Origin of the sequence: Blautia sp. HCP3S3_C4 (assembly GCF_052064095.1) — a bacterium.
Lineage (GTDB): Bacteria > Bacillota > Clostridia > Lachnospirales > Lachnospiraceae > Blautia_A.
Window position 1 is genome coordinate 368,705 of the sequence record NZ_JBQHWF010000001.1, and the last position, 24,205, is coordinate 392,909.

Annotated in this window: 23 protein-coding genes and 1 pseudogene; 20 read left to right on the forward strand and 4 right to left on the reverse strand. The window is 39.9% G+C overall.

Translation table 11 applies throughout. The features are described from left to right. Window positions 1-5 precede the first annotated feature (5 nt). From ACTNC6_RS01680 to ACTNC6_RS01745, 14 genes and pseudogenes are all read left to right on the forward strand, one after another. Entirely contained in the window at window positions 6-1,823 is a 1,818-nt protein-coding gene (locus ACTNC6_RS01680) for a cobaltochelatase CobT-related protein (protein ID WP_441043040.1), read from the forward strand. Between the two features lie 16 nt (window positions 1,824-1,839). After that, on the forward strand, window positions 1,840-2,034 hold the full coding sequence (locus ACTNC6_RS01685; protein ID WP_015542178.1) for a hypothetical protein: 195 nt from the start codon (window positions 1,840-1,842) through the stop codon (window positions 2,032-2,034). Between the two features lie 22 nt (window positions 2,035-2,056). Then, a complete protein-coding gene (locus ACTNC6_RS01690) occupies window positions 2,057-2,806 on the forward strand; it encodes a nucleotide-binding protein (protein ID WP_441043041.1) in 750 nt (249 codons plus the stop codon). Window positions 2,807-3,009: 203 nt separating this feature from the next. Then, window positions 3,010-3,714, forward strand: a complete 705-nt coding sequence (locus ACTNC6_RS01695; protein ID WP_173690855.1) for a LytR/AlgR family response regulator transcription factor — start codon at window positions 3,010-3,012, stop codon at window positions 3,712-3,714. A gap of 23 nt (window positions 3,715-3,737) precedes the next feature. Further along, window positions 3,738-5,045, forward strand: coding sequence for an ATP-binding protein (locus tag ACTNC6_RS01700; RefSeq protein WP_044996326.1), 1,308 nt, complete (start codon window positions 3,738-3,740; stop codon window positions 5,043-5,045). A 179-nt stretch (window positions 5,046-5,224) separates the two neighbouring features. After that, the gene (locus ACTNC6_RS01705; protein WP_441043042.1) at window positions 5,225-8,086 is read left to right on the forward strand and encodes a glycoside hydrolase family 3 C-terminal domain-containing protein; all 2,862 of its coding nucleotides are present in this window, start codon (window positions 5,225-5,227) and stop codon (window positions 8,084-8,086) included. 26 nt (window positions 8,087-8,112) lie between these two features. Continuing rightward, window positions 8,113-10,551, forward strand: a complete 2,439-nt coding sequence (locus ACTNC6_RS01710; protein WP_441043043.1) for a glycoside hydrolase family 3 C-terminal domain-containing protein — start codon at window positions 8,113-8,115, stop codon at window positions 10,549-10,551. Continuing rightward, window positions 10,548-11,138: a hypothetical protein gene (locus ACTNC6_RS01715; protein WP_441043044.1), complete on the forward strand. Its 591-nt coding sequence runs from the start codon at window positions 10,548-10,550 to the stop codon at window positions 11,136-11,138. Before ACTNC6_RS01710 ends, ACTNC6_RS01715 begins: the two co-directional genes overlap by 4 nt. Before the next feature lie 301 nt (window positions 11,139-11,439). Further along, a complete protein-coding gene (locus ACTNC6_RS01720) occupies window positions 11,440-12,321 on the forward strand; it encodes an NAD-dependent protein deacetylase (RefSeq protein ID WP_441043045.1) in 882 nt (293 codons plus the stop codon). After that, complete coding sequence (locus tag ACTNC6_RS01725) at window positions 12,308-13,153, forward strand: NAD-dependent protein deacetylase, SIR2 family (protein WP_441043046.1); 846 nt, start codon at window positions 12,308-12,310, stop codon at window positions 13,151-13,153. The genes ACTNC6_RS01720 and ACTNC6_RS01725 overlap by 14 nt, the downstream gene beginning before the upstream one ends. After that, window positions 13,150-13,476: a TIGR04076 family protein gene (locus ACTNC6_RS01730; RefSeq protein WP_441043047.1), complete on the forward strand. Its 327-nt coding sequence runs from the start codon at window positions 13,150-13,152 to the stop codon at window positions 13,474-13,476. Before ACTNC6_RS01725 ends, ACTNC6_RS01730 begins: the two co-directional genes overlap by 4 nt. Next, window positions 13,463-14,329 carry a Sir2 family NAD-dependent protein deacetylase gene (locus tag ACTNC6_RS01735; protein WP_441043048.1) on the forward strand — a complete coding sequence of 289 codons (867 nt, stop codon included), beginning with the start codon at window positions 13,463-13,465 and terminating at the stop codon, window positions 14,327-14,329. Before ACTNC6_RS01730 ends, ACTNC6_RS01735 begins: the two co-directional genes overlap by 14 nt. 27 nt (window positions 14,330-14,356) lie before the next feature. Continuing rightward, window positions 14,357-14,593, forward strand: a pseudogene (locus tag ACTNC6_RS01740) (radical SAM mobile pair protein A); the annotation flags it as partial. Further along, window positions 14,581-15,489: a radical SAM mobile pair protein B gene (locus ACTNC6_RS01745; protein WP_441043049.1), complete on the forward strand. Its 909-nt coding sequence runs from the start codon at window positions 14,581-14,583 to the stop codon at window positions 15,487-15,489. The pseudogene ACTNC6_RS01740 and the gene ACTNC6_RS01745, both read left to right, overlap by 13 nt. 101 nt (window positions 15,490-15,590) lie before the next feature. Here ACTNC6_RS01745 and ACTNC6_RS01750 read toward each other — a convergent pair whose 3' ends face one another. Further along, window positions 15,591-16,385, reverse strand: coding sequence for an MBL fold metallo-hydrolase (locus tag ACTNC6_RS01750; protein WP_441043050.1), 795 nt, complete (start codon window positions 16,383-16,385; stop codon window positions 15,591-15,593). Between the two features lie 148 nt (window positions 16,386-16,533). Between ACTNC6_RS01750 and ACTNC6_RS01755 the strand changes: the two genes are divergently transcribed. Further along, the gene (locus ACTNC6_RS01755) at window positions 16,534-17,079 is read left to right on the forward strand and encodes a LysR family transcriptional regulator (RefSeq protein WP_441043051.1); all 546 of its coding nucleotides are present in this window, start codon (window positions 16,534-16,536) and stop codon (window positions 17,077-17,079) included. Window positions 17,080-17,518: 439 nt separating this feature from the next. Here ACTNC6_RS01755 and ACTNC6_RS01760 read toward each other — a convergent pair whose 3' ends face one another. Next, a complete protein-coding gene (locus tag ACTNC6_RS01760; protein ID WP_441043085.1) occupies window positions 17,519-17,722 on the reverse strand; it encodes a response regulator transcription factor in 204 nt (67 codons plus the stop codon). 143 nt (window positions 17,723-17,865) lie between these two features. Here ACTNC6_RS01760 and ACTNC6_RS01765 point away from each other — a divergent pair, with 143 nt between their 5' ends. The 5 genes from ACTNC6_RS01765 to ACTNC6_RS01785 all read left to right on the forward strand — a co-directional run bounded on the left by ACTNC6_RS01765 (window position 17,866) and on the right by ACTNC6_RS01785 (window position 22,343). Beyond that, on the forward strand, window positions 17,866-18,087 hold the full coding sequence (locus ACTNC6_RS01765) for a hypothetical protein (RefSeq protein WP_118508673.1): 222 nt from the start codon (window positions 17,866-17,868) through the stop codon (window positions 18,085-18,087). A gap of 28 nt (window positions 18,088-18,115) precedes the next feature. Next, entirely contained in the window at window positions 18,116-18,259 is a 144-nt protein-coding gene (locus ACTNC6_RS01770; RefSeq protein ID WP_441043052.1) for a hypothetical protein, read from the forward strand. 101 nt (window positions 18,260-18,360) lie between these two features. Then, window positions 18,361-19,728: an MATE family efflux transporter gene (locus ACTNC6_RS01775; RefSeq protein WP_441043053.1), complete on the forward strand. Its 1,368-nt coding sequence runs from the start codon at window positions 18,361-18,363 to the stop codon at window positions 19,726-19,728. A 12-nt stretch (window positions 19,729-19,740) separates the two neighbouring features. Beyond that, window positions 19,741-20,328 carry an AAA family ATPase gene (locus ACTNC6_RS01780; RefSeq protein ID WP_441043054.1) on the forward strand — a complete coding sequence of 196 codons (588 nt, stop codon included), beginning with the start codon at window positions 19,741-19,743 and terminating at the stop codon, window positions 20,326-20,328. Between the two features lie 314 nt (window positions 20,329-20,642). Beyond that, a complete protein-coding gene (locus ACTNC6_RS01785) occupies window positions 20,643-22,343 on the forward strand; it encodes a glycogen synthase (RefSeq protein ID WP_441032322.1) in 1,701 nt (566 codons plus the stop codon). 153 nt (window positions 22,344-22,496) lie between these two features. Here ACTNC6_RS01785 and ACTNC6_RS01790 read toward each other — a convergent pair whose 3' ends face one another. Together ACTNC6_RS01790 and ACTNC6_RS01795 are read right to left on the reverse strand one after the other, a co-directional pair. After that, entirely contained in the window at window positions 22,497-23,240 is a 744-nt protein-coding gene (locus ACTNC6_RS01790; protein ID WP_441043055.1) for a GGDEF domain-containing protein, read from the reverse strand. Window positions 23,241-23,255: 15 nt separating this feature from the next. Continuing rightward, window positions 23,256-23,936 (reverse strand): hypothetical protein, encoded by a 681-nt coding sequence (locus tag ACTNC6_RS01795; protein WP_441043056.1) that lies wholly within the window; start codon window positions 23,934-23,936, stop codon window positions 23,256-23,258. Between the last annotated feature and the right edge of the window lie 269 nt (window positions 23,937-24,205).

Here is a 24,205-nt window from a genome sequence, read left to right on the forward strand (position 1 = left end):
CTTGTATGGAGGATGTCAGATGGCCGGCGGAACAACTGGAAGAACATCGTCTGGAGATCAGCAATCGTATCAGAAATCTTTTTTGGACAGTCAGTGGTGATTATGATATGGAATTTGAACCGGACACAGAAAAATATGTTTATTCAAAACAAACGGTTCTATATGAGGCAGTGAAGCAGGGTGCCTTTGCACGATATTTTGATCAGAAGAAACTTGGCATGTATTTGATGAAAAAATTACATTTTTCTGCTGGAGAAGATATGCTTTTGCCCCTTGCCGGATTATGCATGGATGCTGCAGTGGAGCGTTTTATCATTCGAGAACGTGTGGGAACAAAGGAAATCAGAGAACGGGCGTTCAGAGAATTGGAAAAGGCCGAGAAAGAGCAGGTATCAGACAAAGCTGGAACAGACCTGATTCACAGGATTAGGCTTCTGTATATAAGGCATGTTCTGGAGAACACAGACGATGAGGGAATGGATCCACAGGCAGAGATTGCATTGTACAAGATTCTTTCTCTGAAGGATGCGGAAAATACGGAAGATGTCATAAACGTGATAGATGAGATTTATAATCATGTTCTGGATCCCTCTTTTGAAAAAAGGAATGGAAATCTGGAGAAGATTCTGAATTTACCGGATATGGCATTGGCCAATGACGTGTGGCAGGAATGCATGACGGATGAACAGATGGAAGACATCATTCAAAAATATCTTTCTAATCTCAAAAAAAAGATGATAAGTCTGGATATCAGAAACAAAAAGAAAAAAAGATTTTATTTCTCTCCGGAAAATGAAGAAATTCCGGAAAGCTCGGAGAATATAAATCCACAGGCAGTGCGACGGATACGGGAATATGTGGAACTGAATTACGGAAAATCGTATCTAAGTGAATCGGAGCAGGCCAGAGTTAACCGGAAATTTTGTACAGGAATCCACAAAAACTGTATCCTGTATCTTACAGATGGAATTTTGCAGAACCCTGTGATAAAAAATAATCAATACCGTTTTTCTCAGCTGCAGTTTGAAAAAAATAAAGCCTATTATGGAAATAATCACTGGATCATCAAAAGAAATATTTCTGTGTTGGCAGAGTCACTGAAACGGGCACTTATAATCCGAAAGGATGATTTTGTCAGCAGATCTGATGCAGGGCAGCTTGTTCCTGAAAGGTTATGGAAAATTGGAAGAACAGACGATGACAAGTTATTTAATAGAAAAAAGAGATCAGAAGATTCTGAGTTTGTAATAGATGTCCTGATTGATTCCAGTGGTTCCCAAGCTGGCAGACAGGCTCAGGTAGCGGCGCAGGGATATATTATCAGTGAAGCATTAAGCCAGGCAGGAATTCCTCATCGGGTGACAGGATACTGTGCTTTCTGGGGATATACAGTACTTCAGAGATTTCGGAATTATGAAGATCCAAGAGAAACAAATGAAAGAATCTTTCAATTTCGGGCATATGCCAATAACAGAGATGGGCTTGCACTGAAAACAGTCTGTTCCTCTCTCATGGAGCGACCGGAAAAAAATAAGATTTTAATCGTATTAAGTGATGGAAAACCCTGTGATATGAGCATACAACGACCAGGAACCCGCCAGCCCAAGATCTATGACGGAGAAGGAGCTGTGAAAGATACTGCATATGAGGTGCGTCGGGCCAGAAATCAGGGAATTTTCGTAATTGGTATTTTTGTAGGGAATGAAGAAGAGCTCTCCGTGGAAAAGAGAATCTATGGAAAAGACTTTGCCTATATTCGTAATATCAGCAATTTTTCCCGTATGGTAGGAACTTTTTTGCGAAGACAAATTGATATGGAATAAAAATGGAGGAATCACTATGGGTAAAATTGAATTTGCCAATTGCCAGGATGTAAGAAATCAGAAAAAGATACAGGAATTAGATTGTCCACGCTGTCATGAACCGGGAGGCATTGAAGCCTTTGTGAAAGACGGGATACTTGCAGAGGATGGAGTATGTGATAACTGCGGATATATTCTTCCAGAAGGAACAGAACTGGAGGAAGTGGAGTAAGAAGTATTTAAGGAGATAAGAGATGAAAATAGCAGTTTGTGGAAAAGGTGGATGTGGAAAAAGTACAGTAACCAGTCTTTTGGCTAAGGCTTTAGCCAGACGAGGAAAAGAAATTTTGGTAATTGATTCCGATGAATCTAATTATGGTCTACACCGACAGCTAGGTATGAAGCTTCCCAGAGATTTTACAGACTATTTCGGTGGTAAACAAAATGTTTTAAATGATATGATGTTATCAAAATTTACTCATCAGTTTTTTGAGGAAACCTGGACAATAGATGATATACCGGAAGATTATTATAGTCTGAAGGACGGTGTAAAACTGATGAGCAGTGGAAAAATTCATCAAGCAAATGAAGGGTGTTCTTGTGCTATGGGAACTGTTATGACTCAATTTATCCAAAATCTCAGGCTTAAAGAAGACCAATTTGCGCTAATGGATATGGAGGCTGGTATTGAACACTTTGGACGTGGAATTGATAACGGTGTAGATTTGATATTGATAATCATAGATCCATCCTATGAATCCCTACGGCTTTCCAAAAAAATCGGGGAATTATCGGAAAGTATTCGAAAACCATTTTATTACGTTCTCAATAAAGTAACAAAAGAGAATCAGGAAATGATGTATGAAGCTGTATGGAATTCAAGTCGAGTCGCTGTATCTCTTGGCGCGGATCCTAGTATTATGGGAGAGGGACTGATGGGGAAAGAACTATCAGAAAAACCAGATGCTATTGAAAACTTAACAGAATTTCTACTTTCTATTTAAAGAATGAGGAGATTTACTGTGGATATATTATAAAAGAACACCAGATCATACAGCTATAATTTGTAATATTACATCCACTTGACGCAAGAAATAAGCAGTGATATACTGAAACAAAAGTTATTTATAAAATAACAATAAAAAACTGGAACTATATTGTGTGATTGAACAGTTACAAAAAATGCAATTCTTGTGGAGGGTATAGGATGATACAGATTGCAATTGTGGAAGATGAAGAAATTTACGTAAAACAATTAACAGAGTATATCCGGAAATATCAAACAGAAAGGGGAAGATCAATAAAGGTTACGGTATTTGGTGATGGCGAAGATATCACTGAGAATTACAGTGGCGGTTTTGATATTATTCTGATGGATATTCAGATGCGGTTCATGGACGGTATGACAGCAGCAGAAAAAATCCGTCAGATGGATCAGAAAGTAATTATTATGTTTATTACAAATATGATTCAATATGCAGTACGTGGATATGAAGTTGATGCAATGGATTATGTAGTAAAACCAGTTGAGTACTTTTCTTTTTCGCAGAAACTGGATAAAGCAGTTGGACGTATGCGCTCTGAGGTTAAAGAATTTCTTACGATTCCGATTGGGGAAGGAGTTGTAAAGATAGATATAGCAGATATCTATTTTATTGAGGGGCAGAGACATAATGTAATTTATTATACTTCGAGAGGAGATTACTGTTCAAGAATTACGATGAAAGAACTCGAAGAAAAACTTGCGGTACACAATTTTTTTCGATGTGCAAAGGGATATCTGGTAAATATGAATCATGTAGAGGGATTTGTTGGTTCTGATTGTGTGATTCATAATGTACATATACCTGTCAGCAGAACCAGAAAAAAAGAATTCATGAATCTGCTTCTGCAAAACCTTAATATGGAATGATTTCATGCGAAATGGAGGATACTATGTTATATCAGGATATTCCAAGAATTTATACGGCAATAGCAGAGTGGGGATCGTGTCTGGTTTATCTTTATATCCTAAAAAAAGAAAACATGAAATCTGTACATTTTCTTATAGGCAGTCTTTTCATGTTGGCAATGCAGAGTATTTTTCTGACTTTGACAGGCAGCGTAACTGAAATTTTGTGGATTCCCTGTATGATGATCGCTGCAGGTATGATGTATGGATTTCTTATGGTCGGAGGAAATATGAAGCCTCTGGGAGCGGCTTATTGCTGTGCCCGTGCATTTGTTCTTGCTGAGTTTGCAGCTTCGCTGCAGTGGCAGATGGTATCTATTGTACAGGCATGGGGGAATCAGAGCCTCGGGGTTGAAATTCTGATCACGATGGTTGTTTTTGGAGGCTGCTTTACTATTGATATTTATTTAGAAAAAGATCTTCTGAAGCAGAATTATCTTGAACAGATGACAGTAAAGGAAGTAGTAGCGGCGGCAATCATGGCTGTTGCAATCTTTGCTTTTAGTAATCTGAGCTTTTTAAATGAAAATGCACCATTTGCGAGCAGAGAACGTGCAGATATTTTTTCTATCAGAACACTGATCGATTTTGGAGGAATTGCAATCCTGCATGCTTATCAGAGCAGGATCAGTGAGTATGTTGCCGAGAAAGAACTTTCAGTAATGAACGTGATGCTGAAAAGCCAGTATGATCAATACCGAAATTATCAGGACAGCCTGGATCTCATACAAATGAAATACCATGATCTGAAACACCAGATAACGGGACTTCGTGCGGAATCAGATGAAGAGAAACGAAAAAAATGGATTGATTCCATGGAAAAGGAAATCGCTGCTTTTGAGAATATAAGCAGAACGGGGAATCAGGTACTTGATACGATTTTGGCAGCTAAGATTTTCCATTGTCGAAAAAATCATATACAGATTACCTGTGTGGCAGATGGAAAATTATTGGATCATATGCATGTAACAGATATATGTTCTATATTTGGAAATGCTTTGGATAATGCGATTGAACATGTAATTTTAATTCCAGATCCGGAAAAAAGACTGATCCATCTGACAGTATCCGCTCAAAAAGGATTTGTGTTCATCAAGATAGAGAATTATTGTGAAGCAGAAATTTCCAAAAATGAAGAGGATCTGATTACAACAACAAAAAAGGATAGTAAAAACCATGGTTTTGGATTGAAGAGTATTCGTAAAGCTGTAGAAAAATATGATGGTTCTGTAGTATTTGGAGTACAGCAGAACTGGTTTGAATTAAAGATTCTTTTACCCAGAGTATTGTAATGCTCTGGGTATTTTTGTTGCCAAGCATACGACAGGTCCGGTGGACCTTTTTTAGTATTTTGTGCCATATTTGCTGCATCTTGTGCCAAAAACGGCACGAAATAATAACCATGTTATAGTAATGTCAACAGGAAATGATACCTGAAAAAGACGAGAGAGTCAAAGGAGGAAAAAAGAGAATGATCAGTGTTGAAATGGAAGATGTTCTGGCGGTATTACAATTATGCAAACCGTATATTATCGGTATTATTGCTGCACTTGTAATTGGAATCGTAATTATGATCGCATGCCGCAGGATGTCCAGGGGCAAAAGATTTCTGATAAGAGGAGAAGCTGCGATCGCAATGGTTCTTGCAGTTGTTGTCTGCGTGAATATGATCTGTTTTGGACCAATGTCTACGTTGATTGGACTGGCAACGGGAAATGGAACTTTAAGCGATGAAACAAATGAAGAAGCTGCGGAAGTAGCAGAAGAAATTATGGAAGACGGAATTGTTCTTCTGAAGAATGAAAGCCTGCTTCCTTTAAATGAAACAAAAAAACTGAATGTTTTTGGTTGGGAATCTATTAATCCGGCTTACGGTGGAGCTGGTTCCGGTGGAATTAATGATCTGTATGATATTGTCAGTCTGAATCAGGGACTTGAAAATGCCGGATTTTCTATTAACCAGGAACTGGTTGATTTTTATAACAATTATGGTGCAGATAATCCGGAAATGTCTATCCAGAAACAGAGCTGGACATTACCGGAGCCACCTGTAGATACTTACAGTGATGAGCTTATTAAAAGTGCGAAAGAGTATTCTGATGTGGCAGTTGTGGTTCTTTCCAGAAAAGCAGGTGAAGGTCATAATGATATTCCTATGGATGTAAGAAAAGCAGCATATGATAATAATTCAGATGAATATGATGATTTTCCTGAGGGAGAGCATTATTTACAGCTTTCACAAACTGAGAGAGATATGGTGGATATGGTTTGCTCAAACTTTGATAATGTGATTGTGGTTTATAATGGAGCAAATCAGTTTGAACTTGGTTTCGCAGATGAATATCCTCAGATTAAATCTGTTGTATGGTGCCCCGGAACGGGAAATGTGGGATTTAATGCACTTGGTAAAGTATTTTCAGGTGAAGTCAATCCTTCCGGAAAAACATCGGATACATTTATTTATGATATGACGACTGCTCCGTGGTGGAATAATGCAGAAAAAACGGAGTATACAAATCTGGCAGATATGGCCGTTGAAGGAATGAACGCAGGAACTGCGCAGGTGTATGCTCCGGCATTTACCAATTATGTGGAAGGTATTTATGTAGGATACAAGTACTATGAAACAGCTGCACAGGAAGGTGCGATTGATTACGATAAGACTGTACAGTATCCATTTGGATATGGTCTGAGTTACACGGAATTTGAACAGAAAATGGGTGAACTGGAGGAAAAAGACGGACAGATTTCTGTAGATGTAGAAGTAACCAACACCGGAGATGTTGCCGGAAAAGATGTAGTAGAAGTGTATTATAAACCGCCATATACAAATGGGGGAATTGAGAAATCTTCTGCAAATCTGATCGAGTTTGCAAAAACAAATCTGCTTCAGCCGGGAGAATCTCAGACTGTTACAGTTACATTCAGTATAGAAGATATGGCCTCTTATGATGAGAATAATGCAAAAGCATATGTTCTTGAAAAAGGCGATTATGTGATTTCTATCAACAGCGATTCACATACTGTGCTGGATCAGAAAACTTATACTGCAGATAAAGATGTAGTATATAAGGGAGAAAATAAAAGAGCATCAGATGATACTGCAGCAACAAATGTATTTGAAGATGCAAAAGGAGATATAACATATCTGTCACGTGCAGATCATTTTGCAAATTATGAAGAGGCTACAGCAGCACCGGCATCTGCAGAGCTGGGTGAGCCATATGTTTCTGAATATCATCTGAACAGCAACTTTGATAAGACTACATATCTCAATGATGAGGATGTAATGCCGACAACGGGAGCAGATAATGGACTTACATTAGCTGATATGCGTGATGCTGATTATGACGATCCTCGTTGGGAAAAACTTCTGGATCAGCTTACTGTTGATGAAATGGCAAATATGATTGCAATGGCAGGTTATCAGACAGCAGCCATGGATTCTGTGGGAAAAGTGGCTACACTTGATTTCGATGGACCGGCAGCAATTAATAACAACTTTACAGGAGTTGGTTCTATTGGATTTCCAATTGAAGTTGTGATTGCTTCCACATGGAATAAGGAACTTGCACAGACCTGGGGGGAATGCATGGGCAAGATTAGCCAGGAAATGGGTGCAGAGGGCTGGTATGCACCAGGAATGAATACTCATAGAACCGCATTTGGTGCAAGAAACTATGAATACTTTTCAGAAGATGGAGTTCTTGCAGGAAATATGGGAGCAAAAGCAGTAGAAGGAGCAAGAAAATATGGAGTTTATTCTTATATCAAACATTTTGCTCTGTATGAGGGAAATGCAAAGATGGTAAGTGTCTGGTCGAATGAGCAGGCAATCCGGGAAATCTATCTGAAACCATTTGAAATTTCTGTAAAACAGGGTGGCGCAAATGCAGTTATGGTTTCCTGGAGCTTCCTTGGAGATAAATGGACTGGAGAATGCAGTAACCTTATGAATACAGTCCTCAGAGAGGAATGGGGATTCAGGGGAATGGCGCTTACAGACTTCTTCCGAAACAATGGTCATGGATTTATGAATGCAGATGCAGCTTTGGCCAATGGAGTAGATGTAATGTTGTCCACATTCAACGGAGAAGAGAACAATGTAGCCAATCCGGAGCATCCGACATCTGTACTTCAGATGAGAAATGCCTGCAAAAATGTCATGTATACAGTTGTAAGCAGCTGGGCTTATGACGGAGAACACGAAGAAACAGGTATGGAAAACTGGAAAAAAGCAGGAATTGGTATCGACATTGTAATAGCACTTTTCATGGCAGGAATGGAAGTACTGGTAATTAGAGGATATAAGAAAAGAAAGAATGCTGAATAAAGATGAAAGTGGGATGGAAAACAGTTATGAAACAGCAAAAATTGGTTGAAAAGATGACAATAGAAGAAAAGGCAGCAATCCTCAGTGGAAAAACTGTCTGGCAGACCAGAGAAATTGACAGGCTTTCCATCCCGTCCATCTTTCTTTCAGATGGACCGCATGGAATTAGAAAGCAGGCAGGGGCAGGAGACCATCTGGGACTGAATGCATCCTTGAAAGCAACTTGTTTCCCCACAGCAGCAACGATTGCAAACAGCTGGAATCAGGATCTGGGGGAAGAGATTGGACAGGCTCTTGGAGAGGAAGCAGCAAGTATGGATGTAAATATCCTGCTTGGTCCTGGATTAAATATTAAAAGAAGCCCATTATGTGGAAGAAATTTTGAATATTTTTCAGAAGATCCATATCTTTCCGGTAAGATGGCGGCGTCATATATTCGTGGAATACAGAGTAAAGGCGTTTATGCCTGCCCGAAGCATCTGGCGGTTAACAGTCAGGAACTTCGGAGAATGGCAATGGACGCAGTTGTTGACGAACGGACATTAAGAGAAATTTATCTGACCGGTTTTGAGATAGCTGTTAAAGAAGGACACGCAAAAGCAATCATGAGCAGTTACAACCAGATTAATGGGATTTATGCTAATGAGGACAAACATCTTTTGACAGATATCTTGCGCAAAGAATGGGGATTTGATGGAATTGTAGTAACAGACTGGGGCGGAAGTAATGACCATGTGAAAGGTGTTGCTGCCGGCTCAAATCTGGAGATGCCGTCCTGTGGGTACGATTCTGCAAGAGAAGTGATTGCTGCTGTCCGAAATGGAACGCTGAAGGAAGCGGATTTGGATGAAAGAGTTGGAGAACTGGTGGATGCAGTGATGGAACTGACATCAGGGAAGAAGCTTTCAGATAAAAACTTTGACAGAAACGCACATCATCAACTGGCAAGGAAAGCAGCAGCAGAAAGCATGATTCTTCTGAAAAATGAAAAACAGATTCTTCCGCTGGATACCAAAAAATCCATCGCTATTATTGGAGATTTTGCTTTTTCACCCAGATATCAGGGGGCAGGGTCTTCTATGGTCAATCCAACAAAAGTAGAAGATATGTCATCGATTTTGCAACAATATGATCTGAATATTTTGGGAATGACAAGAGGCTATCAGAGAAATGGAGATGTAGATGAGAATGATAGAAAGTTTGCATTAAATTTGTCTATGAACGCGGATATTGTGATTTTCTGCTTTGGTCTTGATGAGATCAGTGAATCAGAAGGACTGGATAGAACCCATATGCGTATTCCGCAGAATCAGATAGATCTTCTGCAGGATATCAGTAAAGTGAATGAAAATATTATTGGAATACTGAGTGCAGGATCTGCGATAGAAATGCCATGGCACACCTGCTGCAAAGCGATTTTGCATGGCTATCTGAATGGACAGGCAGGCGCTTCTGCAACATTGGATATTCTGACCGGAAAAGTGAATCCATCAGGAAGACTGGCAGAAACATATCCCATATCTTATGAACAGACACCGGCATTCCGATATTATCCAAGTAATGAGAAAACATCGGAATACCGAGAGAGTGTTTATGTAGGATATCGCTATTATGATACTTCAAAAGTCCGGGTGCAATATCCATTTGGCTTTGGGCTTTCCTATACGGAATTTACATATTCTGATCTTATCATAGAAGAGGATGGAATCAAAGTTTCGGTTACAAATACAGGTGACAGAGACGGAGCTGAGGTTGTTCAGATGTATGTAGGACTTCCTAATGCAATCGTGTTCCGACCGGAAAAAGAACTGAAAGGTTTTGCAAAAGTTTATCTAAAGGCAGGAGAAAGCAGACAGCTCAGGATTCCGTTTGATGATAAGACATTCCGTTATTGGAATATAAAAACGGGACAGTGGGAAATAGAAACAGGAACTTATCAGATTATGGTAGGAGCCAGTGTTGCAGATATTCGTTTAACAGGTATGACTGAGAGAACAGGAAATAGTAAAGGGTATCCGTATAATCCGGCAAAAATGCCTTACTATTATACAGGAATCGTGCAGAAAATATCAGATGAGGAATTTCGTGAACTTCTTGGCCATGAGATACCGAACGGGAGATGGAGTGGAAATCTGGAAATCAATGATGCAATCTGTCAGATGTATTATGCAAAAAGCCGACTTGCAAGACTGATATATAGATGTCTCACAAAAATGAAAAAGAAGAGTGAGGCACAGGGAAAGCCGGATCTGAATATTCTTTTTATTTATAATATGCCGTTTCGGGGGATTGCCAAGATGACCGGTGGGGCAGTCAGTATGGAAATGGTATATGGAATTGTCGATGCTGTGAATGGCCACTTTATGCTTGGAGTAAAAAAAGTAGTTGGCGGATATTTCAGAAACAGAAGAAATAATAAGAAATATGAAAAATTATTAAAAGGAGCCGGAGGGAAGCGCAGATGAATCATATAAAAAATATATGGAAACGTTTTGAAGCGAAACATTCTGCTTTGGCAAAATGGCTTTATCAGATATTCTATTTTGTTATATTCAGTATGGGCGTGACAGTGTTCCAGTATCTTGTATTTACATTTTTACCAGGGATTTTGGGAATTGGTCTGGCTGGTACAGAGTTTATGTGGCCAAAGGTTTCCATGAATCTGTTTGGAGTAAAATTTACATGGAGTTTGCTGGGGTATAATGTATTGCGTGATGCAACGGGGAATATACTGATCGGTGGTGGACTTGGCTATTTTATCAGTTATGAATTAGGGTCATTTCTTGCACAGTGTATCAATTTTCCACTTCAGAGAAATATTACTTTTAAAAGCCATGGAAATCCTGTATATCAGGCAATCTGGTATTTTATAGCATGGGTGGTAATTTCACTGATCTGTAATGGATTTAATAATCTGTGGATGCCAGTTGCATCTGCATATGTGGCACCGGCAGTCTATAACATGCTTGTGACAATTATCACAGGTGGAGTTTCCATGGTGATTTTCTTCTTTGTGTTTAAAATTATTTTCCCGGAGGGGAAGGCTGAATAGAAAAAATAGCAGGTATGCCTGAAATCTAATAATAAAAGGGATGAGGACAGATTGCACTTACACTTCCTATGACAGATGAGAATATTACTGGATTTATTGAAACATCTAAGGAATTAATCACAGAGATTTATAAGTAATTTGTTATTATTTGGAGCCAGCTATTACAGTTTTAGCTGGCTTCGATTATGATGTAATTAATAATATAACAACTACTTGATGTACAGATGATGGGATGATATAATGCCACAAGGAAGTTAGTTATAAAATAACAATAAAAGAACAAGTGAGGAGAACTTACATTATGAAAAAGGAACAATATAAAGAGGCAGTAAATTCTCTGATTCGACACATTCAAGATGCGGATGCTATTGTTGTTGGGGCTGCTTCCGGGATGTCTGCAGCGGCGGGATTTCGTCATTATTATGAGCATGATAAGGATTTTATAGATAATCTTGGTGAGTTTGAAAAAAAGTATGGATATCGTAATTCATTTGATGGATTTTATTATCGGTATCGAACCAGTGAAGAACGCTGGGCATTTATCGCGAGAAATCTTTGTATGATCCTGGATGCGGAAACGGGTCAGCCCTATTATGATTTACATGAGATTTTAAAGGATGAGAATTATTATATTTTAACGACCAACCAGGATACACAGTTTACTCGTGTATTTCCAGAAGAAAAAATCAGTGCAATTCAAGGTGACTGGAGATTCTTACAGTGTAGCCGAAGATGTCATGATGAGCTTTACAGCTCAGTGGACACACTGCAAAAGTTAAATAAAAATATTGATGAAAACCTGCGGGTTCCAAAGAATATGATTCCACGTTGCCCAAAATGTGGTGCAGAAATGGAACCATGGGTTCGGTCATGGACATTTCTGGAAGGGAAAAAATATCGCGAAGAATACAATAAGTTAAATACATTTTTAAAGGCAAACAAAAATAAAAAGATTCTGTTTTTGGAACTTGGTGTAGGCCGTATGACTCCTATGTTTATTCAGGAACCATTCTGGAAGATGACATATGCGTGGCCGGATGCTTATTATATTACGATTAATCCCAGGGATGCGCTTGTACCGGAAGAATTGAATCGGAAAGGTTTTGCCATTCACGAAGATATTGCAAAAGTATTAGCTGATGCCAGAAATAATTTTAATGAGGGGCAGAATGAATCAAAATAAAATAAAAAATGTAGCGGAACTGATCCGGCAGGTAGATGCAGTTCTTGTAGGGGCTGGATCCGGAATGTCCAGTGCAGCGGGATATAATCATTATCATTGCAATGAAATGTTCAAAAAGTATTTTGAAGATTTTAAACAGACTTATGGAATCAGAAATCTATTTCAGGGATTTTATTATGTTTACTCAAAGCCAGAGCAGCAATGGGGATTTTATTCCAGATATATTGCATTCATGGAAGAGTCACCTGCCGGACAGCCATATTGTGATCTCTATGAATGTCTGAAAGGAAAAGAATATTTTATCCTGACTACAAACTGTGATATTCAAATTCCGAAAGTTTTTCCGGAGAACAGAATATGTCAGTTCCAGGGAGATTTTCGATATTTTCAGTGCAGTCAGCCTTGTCATGATCAAATATATGAAAATCATGCCATGATCGAGGATATGCTGGATTCAATGAATGATAATCTGGAAATACCGGCAGAAAAGATTCCACGTTGTCCGAAATGTGGATGGAAAATGGTTCCGTGGGTACAGGATAATACTTTTTTGCAGGGAGAATACTGGAAAACAGCATATCAACAGTATAAAAATTTTGTTGATACCTACAAAAACAAAAAATTGTTATTGCTGGAATTAGGTGTTGGAGATATGACACCGAGTGTGATCAAATTACCTTTTGGAGATATGACATATAATTTTTCGGATACTTTTCTGGTAACAGTAAATTTGACTGCAGGTAGTTCACCTGAGCATTTAAATGGAAAATGCTTAACTGTAAATGAAGATTTATTTTATTTTTTGCAAAAATTACGGGGACAGATTCAATGAAGCGAGATGTAAGAATAACGATTTTAAAATCAGAAATGGATCAAAAGCTTGCAGAGCAATATGCAGTTTCAGGGTTTGAAGCTTGTCCATTTCATAAAGCAGGACAGTTTTTTGTCAGTGACGGTGAGCATAAACCGGAAGGATTGTGCGAGTATGCATGGAAACCAATAAAAGAGCTGGTAAAAATGCTCTCAGAAGGAGAACTTCTTCAGCCGAGAGGTACATGGATGGTAGATGATGACAAAGGTGTTTTTTCCTGCGTAGATGGATTACGGCCGGTTATTATGCTAATCGAGGCGATTCATGCAGATGAGAATGAATGAAATGATGGAAGAAAAATATAAACAAATTGCTAAAAAAATAAAAGACGCAGATGGAATTCTGATCGGTGCAAGCAACGGATTATCCATAGCGGAAGGATATAATATCTTTGCAAATGATGAGAGATTTCAGAGTTATTTTTCTGACTTTCAGAAAAAATATGGTTTTAGAAGTTTGATTCAGGGAAGTTTCAGTAGATTTGAATCAGAAAACGAAATGTGGAGCTATTATAGCCGTATAGCATATTACTATATGTATCATACACAGCCAAGCCCACTCATGCAGACACTCTATGCGCTTGTAAAAGATAAACCATATTTTGTGGTGACTTCTAATACAGATGATCATTTTGCAATGGCAGGGTTTGAACGTCAGCATATTTGGGAATTGGAGGGCAGCATGAAAGATATGCAGTGTGCGAACGGTTGTCACAAGCAGATTTACTCCAATCGAGAAGCAGTATTAACTATGAGAGAACATGAGCATGGAATGGAAATTCCATCAGAATATTTGCCGAAATGCCCAAAATGTGGTGGTGCTATGAAGATTCATGTGCCAGTAAATCAGAACTTTATCAAGGGTTCAGAGACACAGAAAAGTTATCAGAATTATCAGGAATTTATGGTGCGTTTTCAAGGGAAAAAACTGCTGATCTTGGAATTGGGAATCGGTGCCAGAAATCAGATGATAAAAGCACCGTTTATGAAAATTGCAGCAAAAGAACCAAATGTTTTTTATATAACTTTTAACAAAGGTGAGATTTATATTCCAGCACAGATTGCAGATAAGGCAATAGGTGTAGATGGTGATCTGTCTCAGATATTACCTCAAATAGAGAGAGCTTACAGGGAGTGATGATGTTGGGAAAACTTTATTGTTATCGTTACTGTTTCTGGAATCAACTGGATTGTTGTCGACACCATGACCGGAGCTCAGAGCAGGAAGGTTCATACACAGCCGGAGTGGGCGTGGTCTCTGACGGACCAGGCACACGCACTCGGCATTCCGGTGTTTATGAAGGAAGAACTTGTCCCTATCATAGGGGATGAAAATATGATTCAGGAAATGCCGGAAGAATTTAATAAAATGTTGGAGGTACAGAGATCATGGCAGAAGTAATCAATGGAATCCTCATTAGTGAGGTGGAAGCAAAGAACATCATGACCAAGTCCAGTCTGCCTGTAGGAGGTTACTCGGTCAATCCCTATGTAGGCTGTACACATGCCTGCAAGTATTGTTATGCTTCTTTCATGAAGCGCTTTACCGGACACAAGGAGGAATGGGGCACTTTCCTTGATGTAAAGCATTGGCCGGAAATTAAGAATCCGAAAAAATATGCCGGACAGCGTGTGGTCATCGGTTCTGTGACGGATGGCTACAATCCACAGGAGGAGCAATTCGGGAATACCAGAAAACTTCTGGAGCAGTTAATCGGCAGTGGCGCAGATATTCTGATCTGCACAAAGTCTGATCTTGTGGTGCGAGATATTGATCTGCTGAAGAAGCTTGGACGAGTAACCGTTTCATGGTCGATCAACACACTGGATGAAAATTTCAAGAACGACATGGATTCGGCTTCGAGCATTGAGCGTCGTATTGCTGCTATGAAGCAGGTATATGAAGCAGGCATCCGTACAGTCTGTTTCGTATCCCCGGTATTCCCCGGTATCACGGATTTTGAAGCGATCTTTGAGCGGGTAAAGGATCAGTGCGATCTGTTCTGGCTCGAAAATCTCAATCTTCGAGGTGGTTTTAAAAAGACAATTATGGATTATATCGCTGGAAAATATCCTGATCTTGTACCGCTTTACGATGAGATTTATAACAAGCATAACCGCAGCTACTTTGAAGCGCTTGAAGTAAAAGCTGAGGAAATGGCTAAGAAGTATGATTGTCCTTTTGCGGATAATGAAATGCCTTATGGCAGAGTCCCGCAGGGACATCCGGTAATCGTAGATTATTTCTATCATGAGGAAATCCGAGGAACAGAGAATACAGGGAACAGAAATCGTTAAACAGTCTTGGATTGTCATTTAAGACCCAATGGACAGTTATCCCATATCGCACAAGAGAATATGCAGGAGAAAGTAAAAAGCATTAGCGGAACTTCTGTCTTTTAGTAAATAACAGATTCCCCATCTTCAAGCATATCATAGTTAGAAACACTGTACGCTGTTAATTGACCACGCATCGTAAAACGTGTAACTGAGGCATGAGCAACATTATCCATATGTGTTAGGTAAAGCTTTGCCTCTGGTGCTGCCAGTGAAACGTTCCATACGTCCTCAGCACCCATAATCAGACGGCCATTTTCCTTTGTTTCAGCAGCACAACAATTCAAGGCTATAACCTCTGGTTTAAACGCATTGATTGCCTTCTGTACTTTGTGATACCATACTGTATCACCAGCTAGATAAAACGTTTTCTCTGTTTCAGCAGAGAACATGACTCCCATAGCCTCACCACAATTCTTATAAGTACCATGTTGCGCCGGAATCCTGGTTATTGTTACATTACCCGCCTTCAATCCGGTCAGCGGAAGCACGGCAACTCTAGAAAATCCGGACTTTTTCAGTACAGCGGCATCTTCTTCATTCTGACAATAGATCTGGATTTTTTTATCCAAAGGGGCACCTACAGTACCATCGATAGGAGAAATATCAATATGATCCGGATGTAAATGTGTCACAATGACTGCGTCAACGTCTGCCATGATCTGTTCGACCGGAAGCGGAAGATCATAGAATGGCATGGGCTGGTTTTCTTTCACCGGATCAGGAATATGATAAGGCATTCCTGGGATATCCACAAAAGACAGCGTATGCTTTGGTGCCAGCCATGGATCAATCAAAAACGTTGTTCCTGCATATTCCAAACGATTAGTTGCATTGCGAATTTGTGTTAGTTTCATGTGAGTATCTCCTCTTTCATTTTATTATTTGTCTTTAGTTGCTTTTTGTGAATTCATTATAATAGCTTTCTATATTTCAAAAAAGAAAAAAATACATCCCTTGCCGCAACTATGTAGTTGCTGTGTACTAAAATTATAGGAGTTGCCAATGAACCAAAAACAAATGCAATATTTCGTGACTGTCTATGAAACACAAAATATACAGGCTGCTGCTGATCAGTTATTTGTCACACGACAGGGCGTCAGCAAAGTGATCCGTTTACTGGAAACCGAACTCGGTCAGGTACTTTTCGCCCGTAGCAGCAAAGGTGTTATGCCAACAGATTATGCAGTTGCGCTTTTGCCTCATGCCAGACAATTTTTAGAAGCATGTACCGCTATCAGCGGGCTTCATACTCTCGCCGCACAATCACATAGTGTTGTAACAGTTTATGCCATTGATCATATCCTTGCCTTCTTGGGGGCTGATTTTGTTATACAGTTTCATCAGAAATATCCACCAATTATTTTAAATGTGGTCGATACCACAGACGATGCCGCTCTTTCAGCATTATCTGCTCAGCAATGCAATTTTGCGATTGTGACTGGTTCATTTGAACAAACACAGTTTCGAGCTGATCGGTTGTTTTACAGCAGATACAGTGTGATAATGAATCAGCATCATCCAGAGGAATTGATATATTTTCAGATATAATCATCTGCTGTTTTACGGTAAATGCAGACCGGGATATGCGACGAGCCTTGTGACGCACGGCAAAGATATCTGACGCAGGATTTCACACTCTGATGGGCTGGATTAAGATGCATTATTTTAAAAGAGTGCTATAGTGTATCACAATAACTTTTAGCTTACAAGGATGATAATCAGTCATTCTATCATTAGAAAAGATAATCATCAGATATCAATGAAATCGCAAGAAAAAAGCAAGAATTCAGGCATGGTGTTTTTTATAGATAATGTTAAAATAGTGATATCTGTATTTTACGGCCTATATTTTTATGTATTTTGTATTCCGTCCCATGTTTGTATCAAAGGGTGTCCATGGCAGCGGTTCTGCTGATCGTGATCATAATGAATCTTGTATTTTGGTCGATCAGGCCTCAAAAGAAAAAATAATCAGTGAGTGTTCCTGTTATAGTTCAGATCCGCTGTTTATGGAAGAAATCAGCTCTGCCAGTTGTTTCCTTTTGGTGCGTGTATCGGCGTTGATCATCAACTTGGAATAAATCTGGTTGACATATTGTTTCACAGTGCCTTCAGAGAGAAATAACCTCTCTGCGATTTCGCGGTTGCTCAGACGGTCAATACATAGTAAAAATGCCCAAAAACAGAAGATACATTTTTAGCAAAAAACGCTTTTGATATCAAAGTAAAATGGCTTTATAATAAAAATAAGGGCGAGTAGCGTAATGGTAATGAGTCGGAAAACAACAGTTATGCTGCTTGTTTTTATAAAATGAATCTCAGGAGGAATTGCATATGCATGAGTATGAAATTTTTATTGAGGATATAAATCCGTGTGGAGGAGAACAGTACAGTAAAAAAACTTTGATCGAGGCAGAAGCAGCCAGCCCGGAAGCTTATGTAAAAGAAAATGGAAGATTTCCGATTCTGGAATCCATACGCAACGAGAGTGGAGATGTTGTAATAGTAACAGGAGACAATCAGGGTTCTTTTGTACGTTATACTTTTACGGAATAAGAATGTCGGTCAGCAAGGAGTGGTTTTTGTGAAATATGAAATTGGAGACTTTGTCAGCAAACCAGTTACAGGTATCTGTAAAATAGAAAATATTTTATATTTGAATCCGCAGGATGAAAAAAACGATAAGTTATATTATCTGATGAAACCAGTTTTTCTTTTGTTAAAATAGAATATTTGCCATGAAAAAGTGTGTAGCCTGTCAGCGTAAGTCCAGCTTATGTGACAGGGTGCGCACTTTTTTTGTGCAGAAAAGAGAGGAGTTAAAGTAAAATGGCAGAAAGCAACAAAATGAAGGATATGCCGGTGAATAAGCTGATGATCCAGATGGGAATCCCTATGATCTTATCCATGGCATTGCAGGCGGTCTATAACATTGTAGACAGTGCGTTTGTAGGAAATATGAGAGTGGGCAGTGAAGCTGCATTAAATGCCCTCACTCTGGTATTTCCGGTTCAGATGCTTATGGTAGCGGTAGGAATCGGAACAGGTGTAGGAACCAATGCACTTCTTGCAAGGACACTTGGACAGGGAAACAGGGAAAAGGCTGCAAAGGTAGCAGGAAACAGTCTGTTCCTGGGTGTGATCATTTATGTGGTCTGCTTACTGTTTGGTATTTTTGGAGTGAAAGCATACATTTTATCACAAACAGTTGATGCAGAAGTACTTGAAATGGGAGTCAGTTATCTGCGTATATGCTGTGTGATTTCTTTTGGTATTATTTTCTTTTCTTTATTTGAAAAGCTATTACAGGCAACAGGTCGTTCTCTTTATTCTACAATCGGACAGGTGGTTGGTGCTGTTGTAAATATTATTCTCGATCCGATCATGATCTATGGTATTGGACCTTGTCCTGAAATGGGAGTGAAAGGTGCAGCTTACGCAACTGTAATTGGTCAGGTTGCTTCTGCTGTATTGCTGCTTATTTTTCATATGAAACTGAACAGGGAATTCGGGCATGGACCGAAATACATGAAACCGAATGCTGGTGTTATAAAAGAAATCTATGCAATCGGACTTCCGGCAATTATTGCGCAGGCTCTGATGTCTATTATGGTTTATGTGATGAATCTGATCCTGAAATTTAATCCATCAGCACAGACAGCCTATGGCTTGTTCTATAAAGTCCAGCAGTTTGTTCTCTTCCTTGCTTTTGGTCTGCGAGATGCGATCACTCCGATCATTGCATTTGCTTATGGAATGAGAAGTAAAAAGAGAATTCAGGATGGTATCAAATATGGACTTATTTATACCATTGCATTAATGATTCTGGGAATTGCAATTACGGAGATTTTCCCCGGAGCGTTTGCAATGCTGTTTAATGCAGGACAGTCAAGAGAATATTTTATTGCCGCGATGAGAGTGATTTCAGTGAGTTTCTTGTTTGCCGGAATTAATGTTGCTTATCAGGGAATTTACCAGGCATTGGATGGCGGACTGGAATCACTGGTGATTTCACTTTTGAGACAGCTGATTATTATCCTGCCACTGGCGGGAATCTTTTCTCTGTTTGTCAGAAATGGTCAGATGGGAGTTTCGTTGATCTGGTGGGCATTTCCAATTACTGAAATAATTTCATGTTTTGTGGGATATGTATTTTTAAAGAAAATCAGAAAAAATAGGGTTGATGTTTTAAACTAGGAGGAATCAGAGATGGCAAAAAGAATTATTACGATCAGCAGGGAATTTGGAAGCGGTGGACGTTTTATCGGAGAAGAAGTGGCAAAGAAACTCGGAATTGCCTATTATGATAAAAATATCATTGGTCAGATTGCAGAAAAGTCCGGCTTATCACCGGAATATATTCAGGAAAATGCGGAATTATCTCCGAAAAAAGGTTTGTTCGCATATGCATTTTCCGGTCGTGATATCACAGGAAAATCTGTGGAGGACATGGTGTATGAGGCACAGAGAAATATTATTTTAGGATTGGCTGAGCAGGAGCCTTGTGTGATCATTGGAAGAAATGCAGACTATATACTGAAAGACCGGGACGGTGTGCTGAATGTATTTATTCATGGGGACATGCCGGAAAAAATAAAGCGTATCACTGGTTTATACAATGTAAAAGAGAAGGAAGCTGTAAAAATGATGACAGACACAGATAAAAGGCGAAGAACAAATTATAACTTTTACACAGATCAGAACTGGGGAAAAGCCAGCAATTACACACTGTGCCTGAACAGCTCACAGCTTGGATATGACAGATGTGAGATGATAATTATGGAATGCGTGAAATAAAAACAGATTATGTTTTTTATTCAAATTGACTGAGTGGAAGATCCCTTTTTCTATGTAGTGTATCTGTAAAATAAAAGAGGCAGATATAATGAAAAGGAATAAACCAGCTTGTATCATTCAGGTAAGAGTTAAGTGATGGAAGCATTTCAGATAATAAATAATAGTTACTTTGCGCATTTTGTGTTATAATTGAGATTAACAGGAAATGATAAATATCTGCAAAATGAATGTTTATCAGGAACTTGCCGGAGGACATTTTAGTTAAGGCATAATAAATTTCGGACTTTGTAAAATGCAAAAGGGAGATCAATGATATGAGAAAAAAAACAGTTCAAAAAAGCAGTACCAAAGGCAATGCAAAAAGTAGCACAAAGAGCAATGCAAGAAACAGCGTAAAAAACAGCGTAAAAAGCAGTGCAAAAAACAGTCCTCAAAAAGCTGTTAAGACTGTTGCTCCAACAGTAGAGAATGTTTCTGTTAAGCAAGCCGTAATTATTCAGGAGCCATCTGTTGAACAGAATGAACAGAACATTCCAACGAGACAGCCTGATCTGGGACCGCGAAGAAGTGTAGCCTTCATTGGATCAGAATGTTATCCATTTGTTAAGACCGGCGGATTGGGAGATGTAATGTCTGCCCTGCCAAAGAGTCTGGCAAAATTAAATATTGATGTTAAGGTCATTATTCCAAGATACAAATGTATTCCTCAGAAATTTCAGGAAAAGATGGAATACAGGGGTTCCTTTGATATGAATCTCTGCTCTGATGGAAAGCAGTATTATGTGGGAATTATGGAATATCAGGAGGATGGGGTTGTCTATGATTTTATAGATAATGATGAGTTCTTCTCCTGGGGAAATCCATATACGAATCTCATAGATGACATTCCAAAATTCTGTTATTTTGCAAAAGCTGCCCTTGCTGCCCTTAATTATCTGAACTGGACTCCTGATGTCGTGCATTGTCATGACTGGCAGGCAGCTTTAGTACCACTTTATCTGAGAACCTGTTTTCAGGATACAGATGTAGGACGTGCAATTTCAGTACTCACAATACATAATCTGAAGTTCCAGGGTATTTATGACAGAAAAAGGATTCAATACTGGTCAGGACTTCCTGATTATGTATTTAATAAGGACTGCATGATTCAGAACTGGCTAGATGCCAATATGTTAAAGGGTGGCATCGCTTACAGCAATAAAGTTACAACTGTAAGTAACACCTATGCCTGGGAGATTCAGACAGAGGAATATGGAGAGGGACTTGCAGAGCATTTAAGATATCACAACAATAAGATTTTGGGAATTGTGAATGGTATTGATACGGATATCTGGAATCCTGCAACTGATAAGCTGTTAGCAGCTGATTACGATGAGAAGTCAGCAATAAAGAATAAAAAGATTAATAAAAAAGCTCTCCAGGAATCTCTGGGGCTGGATGTAGATGAGCATAAGATGGTAATCGGACTTATTTCACGTCTCACCAACCAGAAAGGTCTTGATCTTGTAAATGACGTAATCCCGGGAATTATGGATGAACATACACAGGTGGTTGTTCTTGGTACTGGTGATTCTCAGTATGAGAATACATTCCGTTATTATGAAAACAAATATAAAGGCAATTTCTGTGCATATATTGCTTACAATGAAAATGTGGCTCACAATATTTATGCAGGATGTGATGCACTTCTGGTTCCATCAAGATTTGAACCATGTGGACTTACACAGCTTATAGCCATGAGATATGGTGCAGTTCCGATTGTAAGAGAGACCGGAGGACTCAAAGATACGGTTCAGCCTTATAATATGTTTGAGAATACAGGAAACGGTTTTACATTTGACAGATATGAAAGCGGGCTGCTTTACGACGCGATAAACAGAGCAAAGACTCTCTATTTCGAGAACAGAAAATCCTGGGATGATATGGTGATCCGCGATATGAATAAAGATGTTTCCTGGGAAAAGAGTGCAAAACAGTACAAAGATATGTATGTAGGTTTAACGCCAAGAGATTAGTGTGCTGACAATATGTTCAGACGTAATGCTGCCAGGCACCATTAAATTACCTGAGCACAGTAATCGAGTAGAGAACATGCCCTCGCTGGGCACGTAAAAAGGGATTTCTGCCCCGGCAACTGATTGCCCGGATGGCAGAAATCCCTTTTCTTTTTATGGACGCACCCCGTTCCCACTAGAGACGGGTGTGCCAGAGGACAGTTTCTTTGCCCGGTAATATTCCTGTTTCTGGGCATACATGGACAAATCTGCTGCCTTGGTAAGCTGCTCTACGGACAAATCCGGATGGTCGCCGGCAAAGGCACACCCGGAGGAAATACTCAGCGTCCCCACCTTTGTCCCGGACCAGGCCGCCGCAATCCGTTGCAGCGCCGCCAGAATTTCCTGCGCCTGGGCTTGGGTCATTTGACCCAGCACTACGAACTCATCTCCACCGATGCGGAAGATTTTCCCCCGATCCCCCACCGCCTGGGTGATACATTGGGCAGCGCCGCATATCAGCTCGTCCCCTGCCTCATGCCCCAGGGCATCGTTGACACCCTTTAAGCCGTTGATGTCCATGAGAAAGACGGTCAGATCTGCCGGAACGGAATCCGCGTACTGCTCCAGACACTCATGATACGCCAGCCGACTGAATACGCCGGTCAGAACATCTACGGAGCTTTTCATACGCTGCTCCATCAGCTTTTTGTTCATCCGAATCCGCTGTGCCGTATAATACTCGTAAATCCATTGAATCAGAACGCTGACAACACTAAAGAGCGCCAACAGAGCCACCAGCGTTTGCAACAAAAAGGCGGTGATATTTTGGTGCAGGTTTTCGCTGACATCTATGCCTTGCAGGTACAGCTCCTTGAAGATGGCCTTTCGCAGAAACAGGATGCACAGAATGCCCACCACTACCGCAACGGTTTACGAATAGATCAGCTGCTTCCGGTTTCCGGACTCTTGCATTGCCGGAGGACAGTCGCATAGCTGCGACAATCTGTTTTTCACCGACTTCCTAGTCAGAACCCAATGGATGCTGCAGCAGGCGATGATCGCCAGGACATAGGACAGCCAGTCCCGAAATATGGGATAGGAAAACAGATTCTCTAAAATCATTTGCCGCAGCATAGGGAAGCTGCAATATAACGCGGCAAAAACGCACAGCCCATGAAGAAAGGTGCTGGCAGCCGCAATCCCCGCAATGCCCAGATAGACATACATGCGAGGCTTCCGAAAATAAAGGTCAAAGAGCCAACCGGCTCTCGCCGCAAACAGCACGCGAGCAAATACCAGCATTATGGATCCAAGGGGCATTCCGCTGGCAAAGGGAGAAAATATCCGGTCGAGCTGGGACAGGCTGTAGGTGCCGATCCACATGGACGTGACCACAAAAACGCATACCACCGGCACACTCCCCTGTGCCCCCAGCATCATAGCCGCCACAATCACAAGAATGTGCAACGTGGTGGTGGAAATGGCCGGAAGCTCAATGTATCCCAGATAAGAAAAGGCAAACACCGCTTCCCAGGCCATCAGCATCAGGATGATCTCCTGCAATTTCTTTTTCGTCAGAGCAATCCCATATCGCTGTCGAAAACGCTCCATACTCCTTACTCCTTCACATCCTTTTCTTCATGTATTATACTTATTCCTGTGTGAAAAGCAATACGATTCATAAATCTTTGCAAACATCAACCTGGACGAGCTTCATGCAAAGCATTCCAAATATTATCGTGAAGAAGCATACCGCCTGTTAGATGCACTCCTGAAACAGTACAACACATAAGAAACATCTTTTCGTAGGAACTTATATAACGTTAAGTGAAATCAAAAACTGTAAATGAAAAATTTTAGAGGAGTTGAAAAAATTAGCA

What these genes read in the sequence shown, in the direction of transcription:
- ACTNC6_RS01680 (WP_441043040.1), top strand. Translation starts at nt 6, where the DNA reads ATGGAGGATGTCAGATGGCCGGCGGAACAACTGGAAGAACATCGTCTG.
- ACTNC6_RS01685 (WP_015542178.1), top strand. Translation starts at nt 1,840, where the DNA reads ATGGGTAAAATTGAATTTGCCAATTGCCAGGATGTAAGAAATCAGAAA.
- ACTNC6_RS01690 (WP_441043041.1), top strand. Translation starts at nt 2,057, where the DNA reads ATGAAAATAGCAGTTTGTGGAAAAGGTGGATGTGGAAAAAGTACAGTA.
- ACTNC6_RS01695 (WP_173690855.1), top strand. Translation starts at nt 3,010, where the DNA reads ATGATACAGATTGCAATTGTGGAAGATGAAGAAATTTACGTAAAACAA.
- ACTNC6_RS01700 (WP_044996326.1), top strand. Translation starts at nt 3,738, where the DNA reads ATGTTATATCAGGATATTCCAAGAATTTATACGGCAATAGCAGAGTGG.
- ACTNC6_RS01705 (WP_441043042.1), top strand. Translation starts at nt 5,225, where the DNA reads ATGATCAGTGTTGAAATGGAAGATGTTCTGGCGGTATTACAATTATGC.
- ACTNC6_RS01710 (WP_441043043.1), top strand. Translation starts at nt 8,113, where the DNA reads ATGAAACAGCAAAAATTGGTTGAAAAGATGACAATAGAAGAAAAGGCA.
- ACTNC6_RS01715 (WP_441043044.1), top strand. Translation starts at nt 10,548, where the DNA reads ATGAATCATATAAAAAATATATGGAAACGTTTTGAAGCGAAACATTCT.
- ACTNC6_RS01720 (WP_441043045.1), top strand. Translation starts at nt 11,440, where the DNA reads ATGAAAAAGGAACAATATAAAGAGGCAGTAAATTCTCTGATTCGACAC.
- ACTNC6_RS01725 (WP_441043046.1), top strand. Translation starts at nt 12,308, where the DNA reads ATGAATCAAAATAAAATAAAAAATGTAGCGGAACTGATCCGGCAGGTA.
- ACTNC6_RS01730 (WP_441043047.1), top strand. Translation starts at nt 13,150, where the DNA reads ATGAAGCGAGATGTAAGAATAACGATTTTAAAATCAGAAATGGATCAA.
- ACTNC6_RS01735 (WP_441043048.1), top strand. Translation starts at nt 13,463, where the DNA reads ATGAGAATGAATGAAATGATGGAAGAAAAATATAAACAAATTGCTAAA.
- ACTNC6_RS01745 (WP_441043049.1), top strand. Translation starts at nt 14,581, where the DNA reads ATGGCAGAAGTAATCAATGGAATCCTCATTAGTGAGGTGGAAGCAAAG.
- ACTNC6_RS01750 (WP_441043050.1), bottom strand. Translation starts at nt 16,385, where the DNA reads ATGAAACTAACACAAATTCGCAATGCAACTAATCGTTTGGAATATGCA.
- ACTNC6_RS01755 (WP_441043051.1), top strand. Translation starts at nt 16,534, where the DNA reads ATGAACCAAAAACAAATGCAATATTTCGTGACTGTCTATGAAACACAA.
- ACTNC6_RS01765 (WP_118508673.1), top strand. Translation starts at nt 17,866, where the DNA reads ATGCATGAGTATGAAATTTTTATTGAGGATATAAATCCGTGTGGAGGA.
- ACTNC6_RS01775 (WP_441043053.1), top strand. Translation starts at nt 18,361, where the DNA reads ATGGCAGAAAGCAACAAAATGAAGGATATGCCGGTGAATAAGCTGATG.
- ACTNC6_RS01780 (WP_441043054.1), top strand. Translation starts at nt 19,741, where the DNA reads ATGGCAAAAAGAATTATTACGATCAGCAGGGAATTTGGAAGCGGTGGA.
- ACTNC6_RS01785 (WP_441032322.1), top strand. Translation starts at nt 20,643, where the DNA reads ATGAGAAAAAAAACAGTTCAAAAAAGCAGTACCAAAGGCAATGCAAAA.
- ACTNC6_RS01795 (WP_441043056.1), bottom strand. Translation starts at nt 23,936, where the DNA reads ATGGAGCGTTTTCGACAGCGATATGGGATTGCTCTGACGAAAAAGAAA.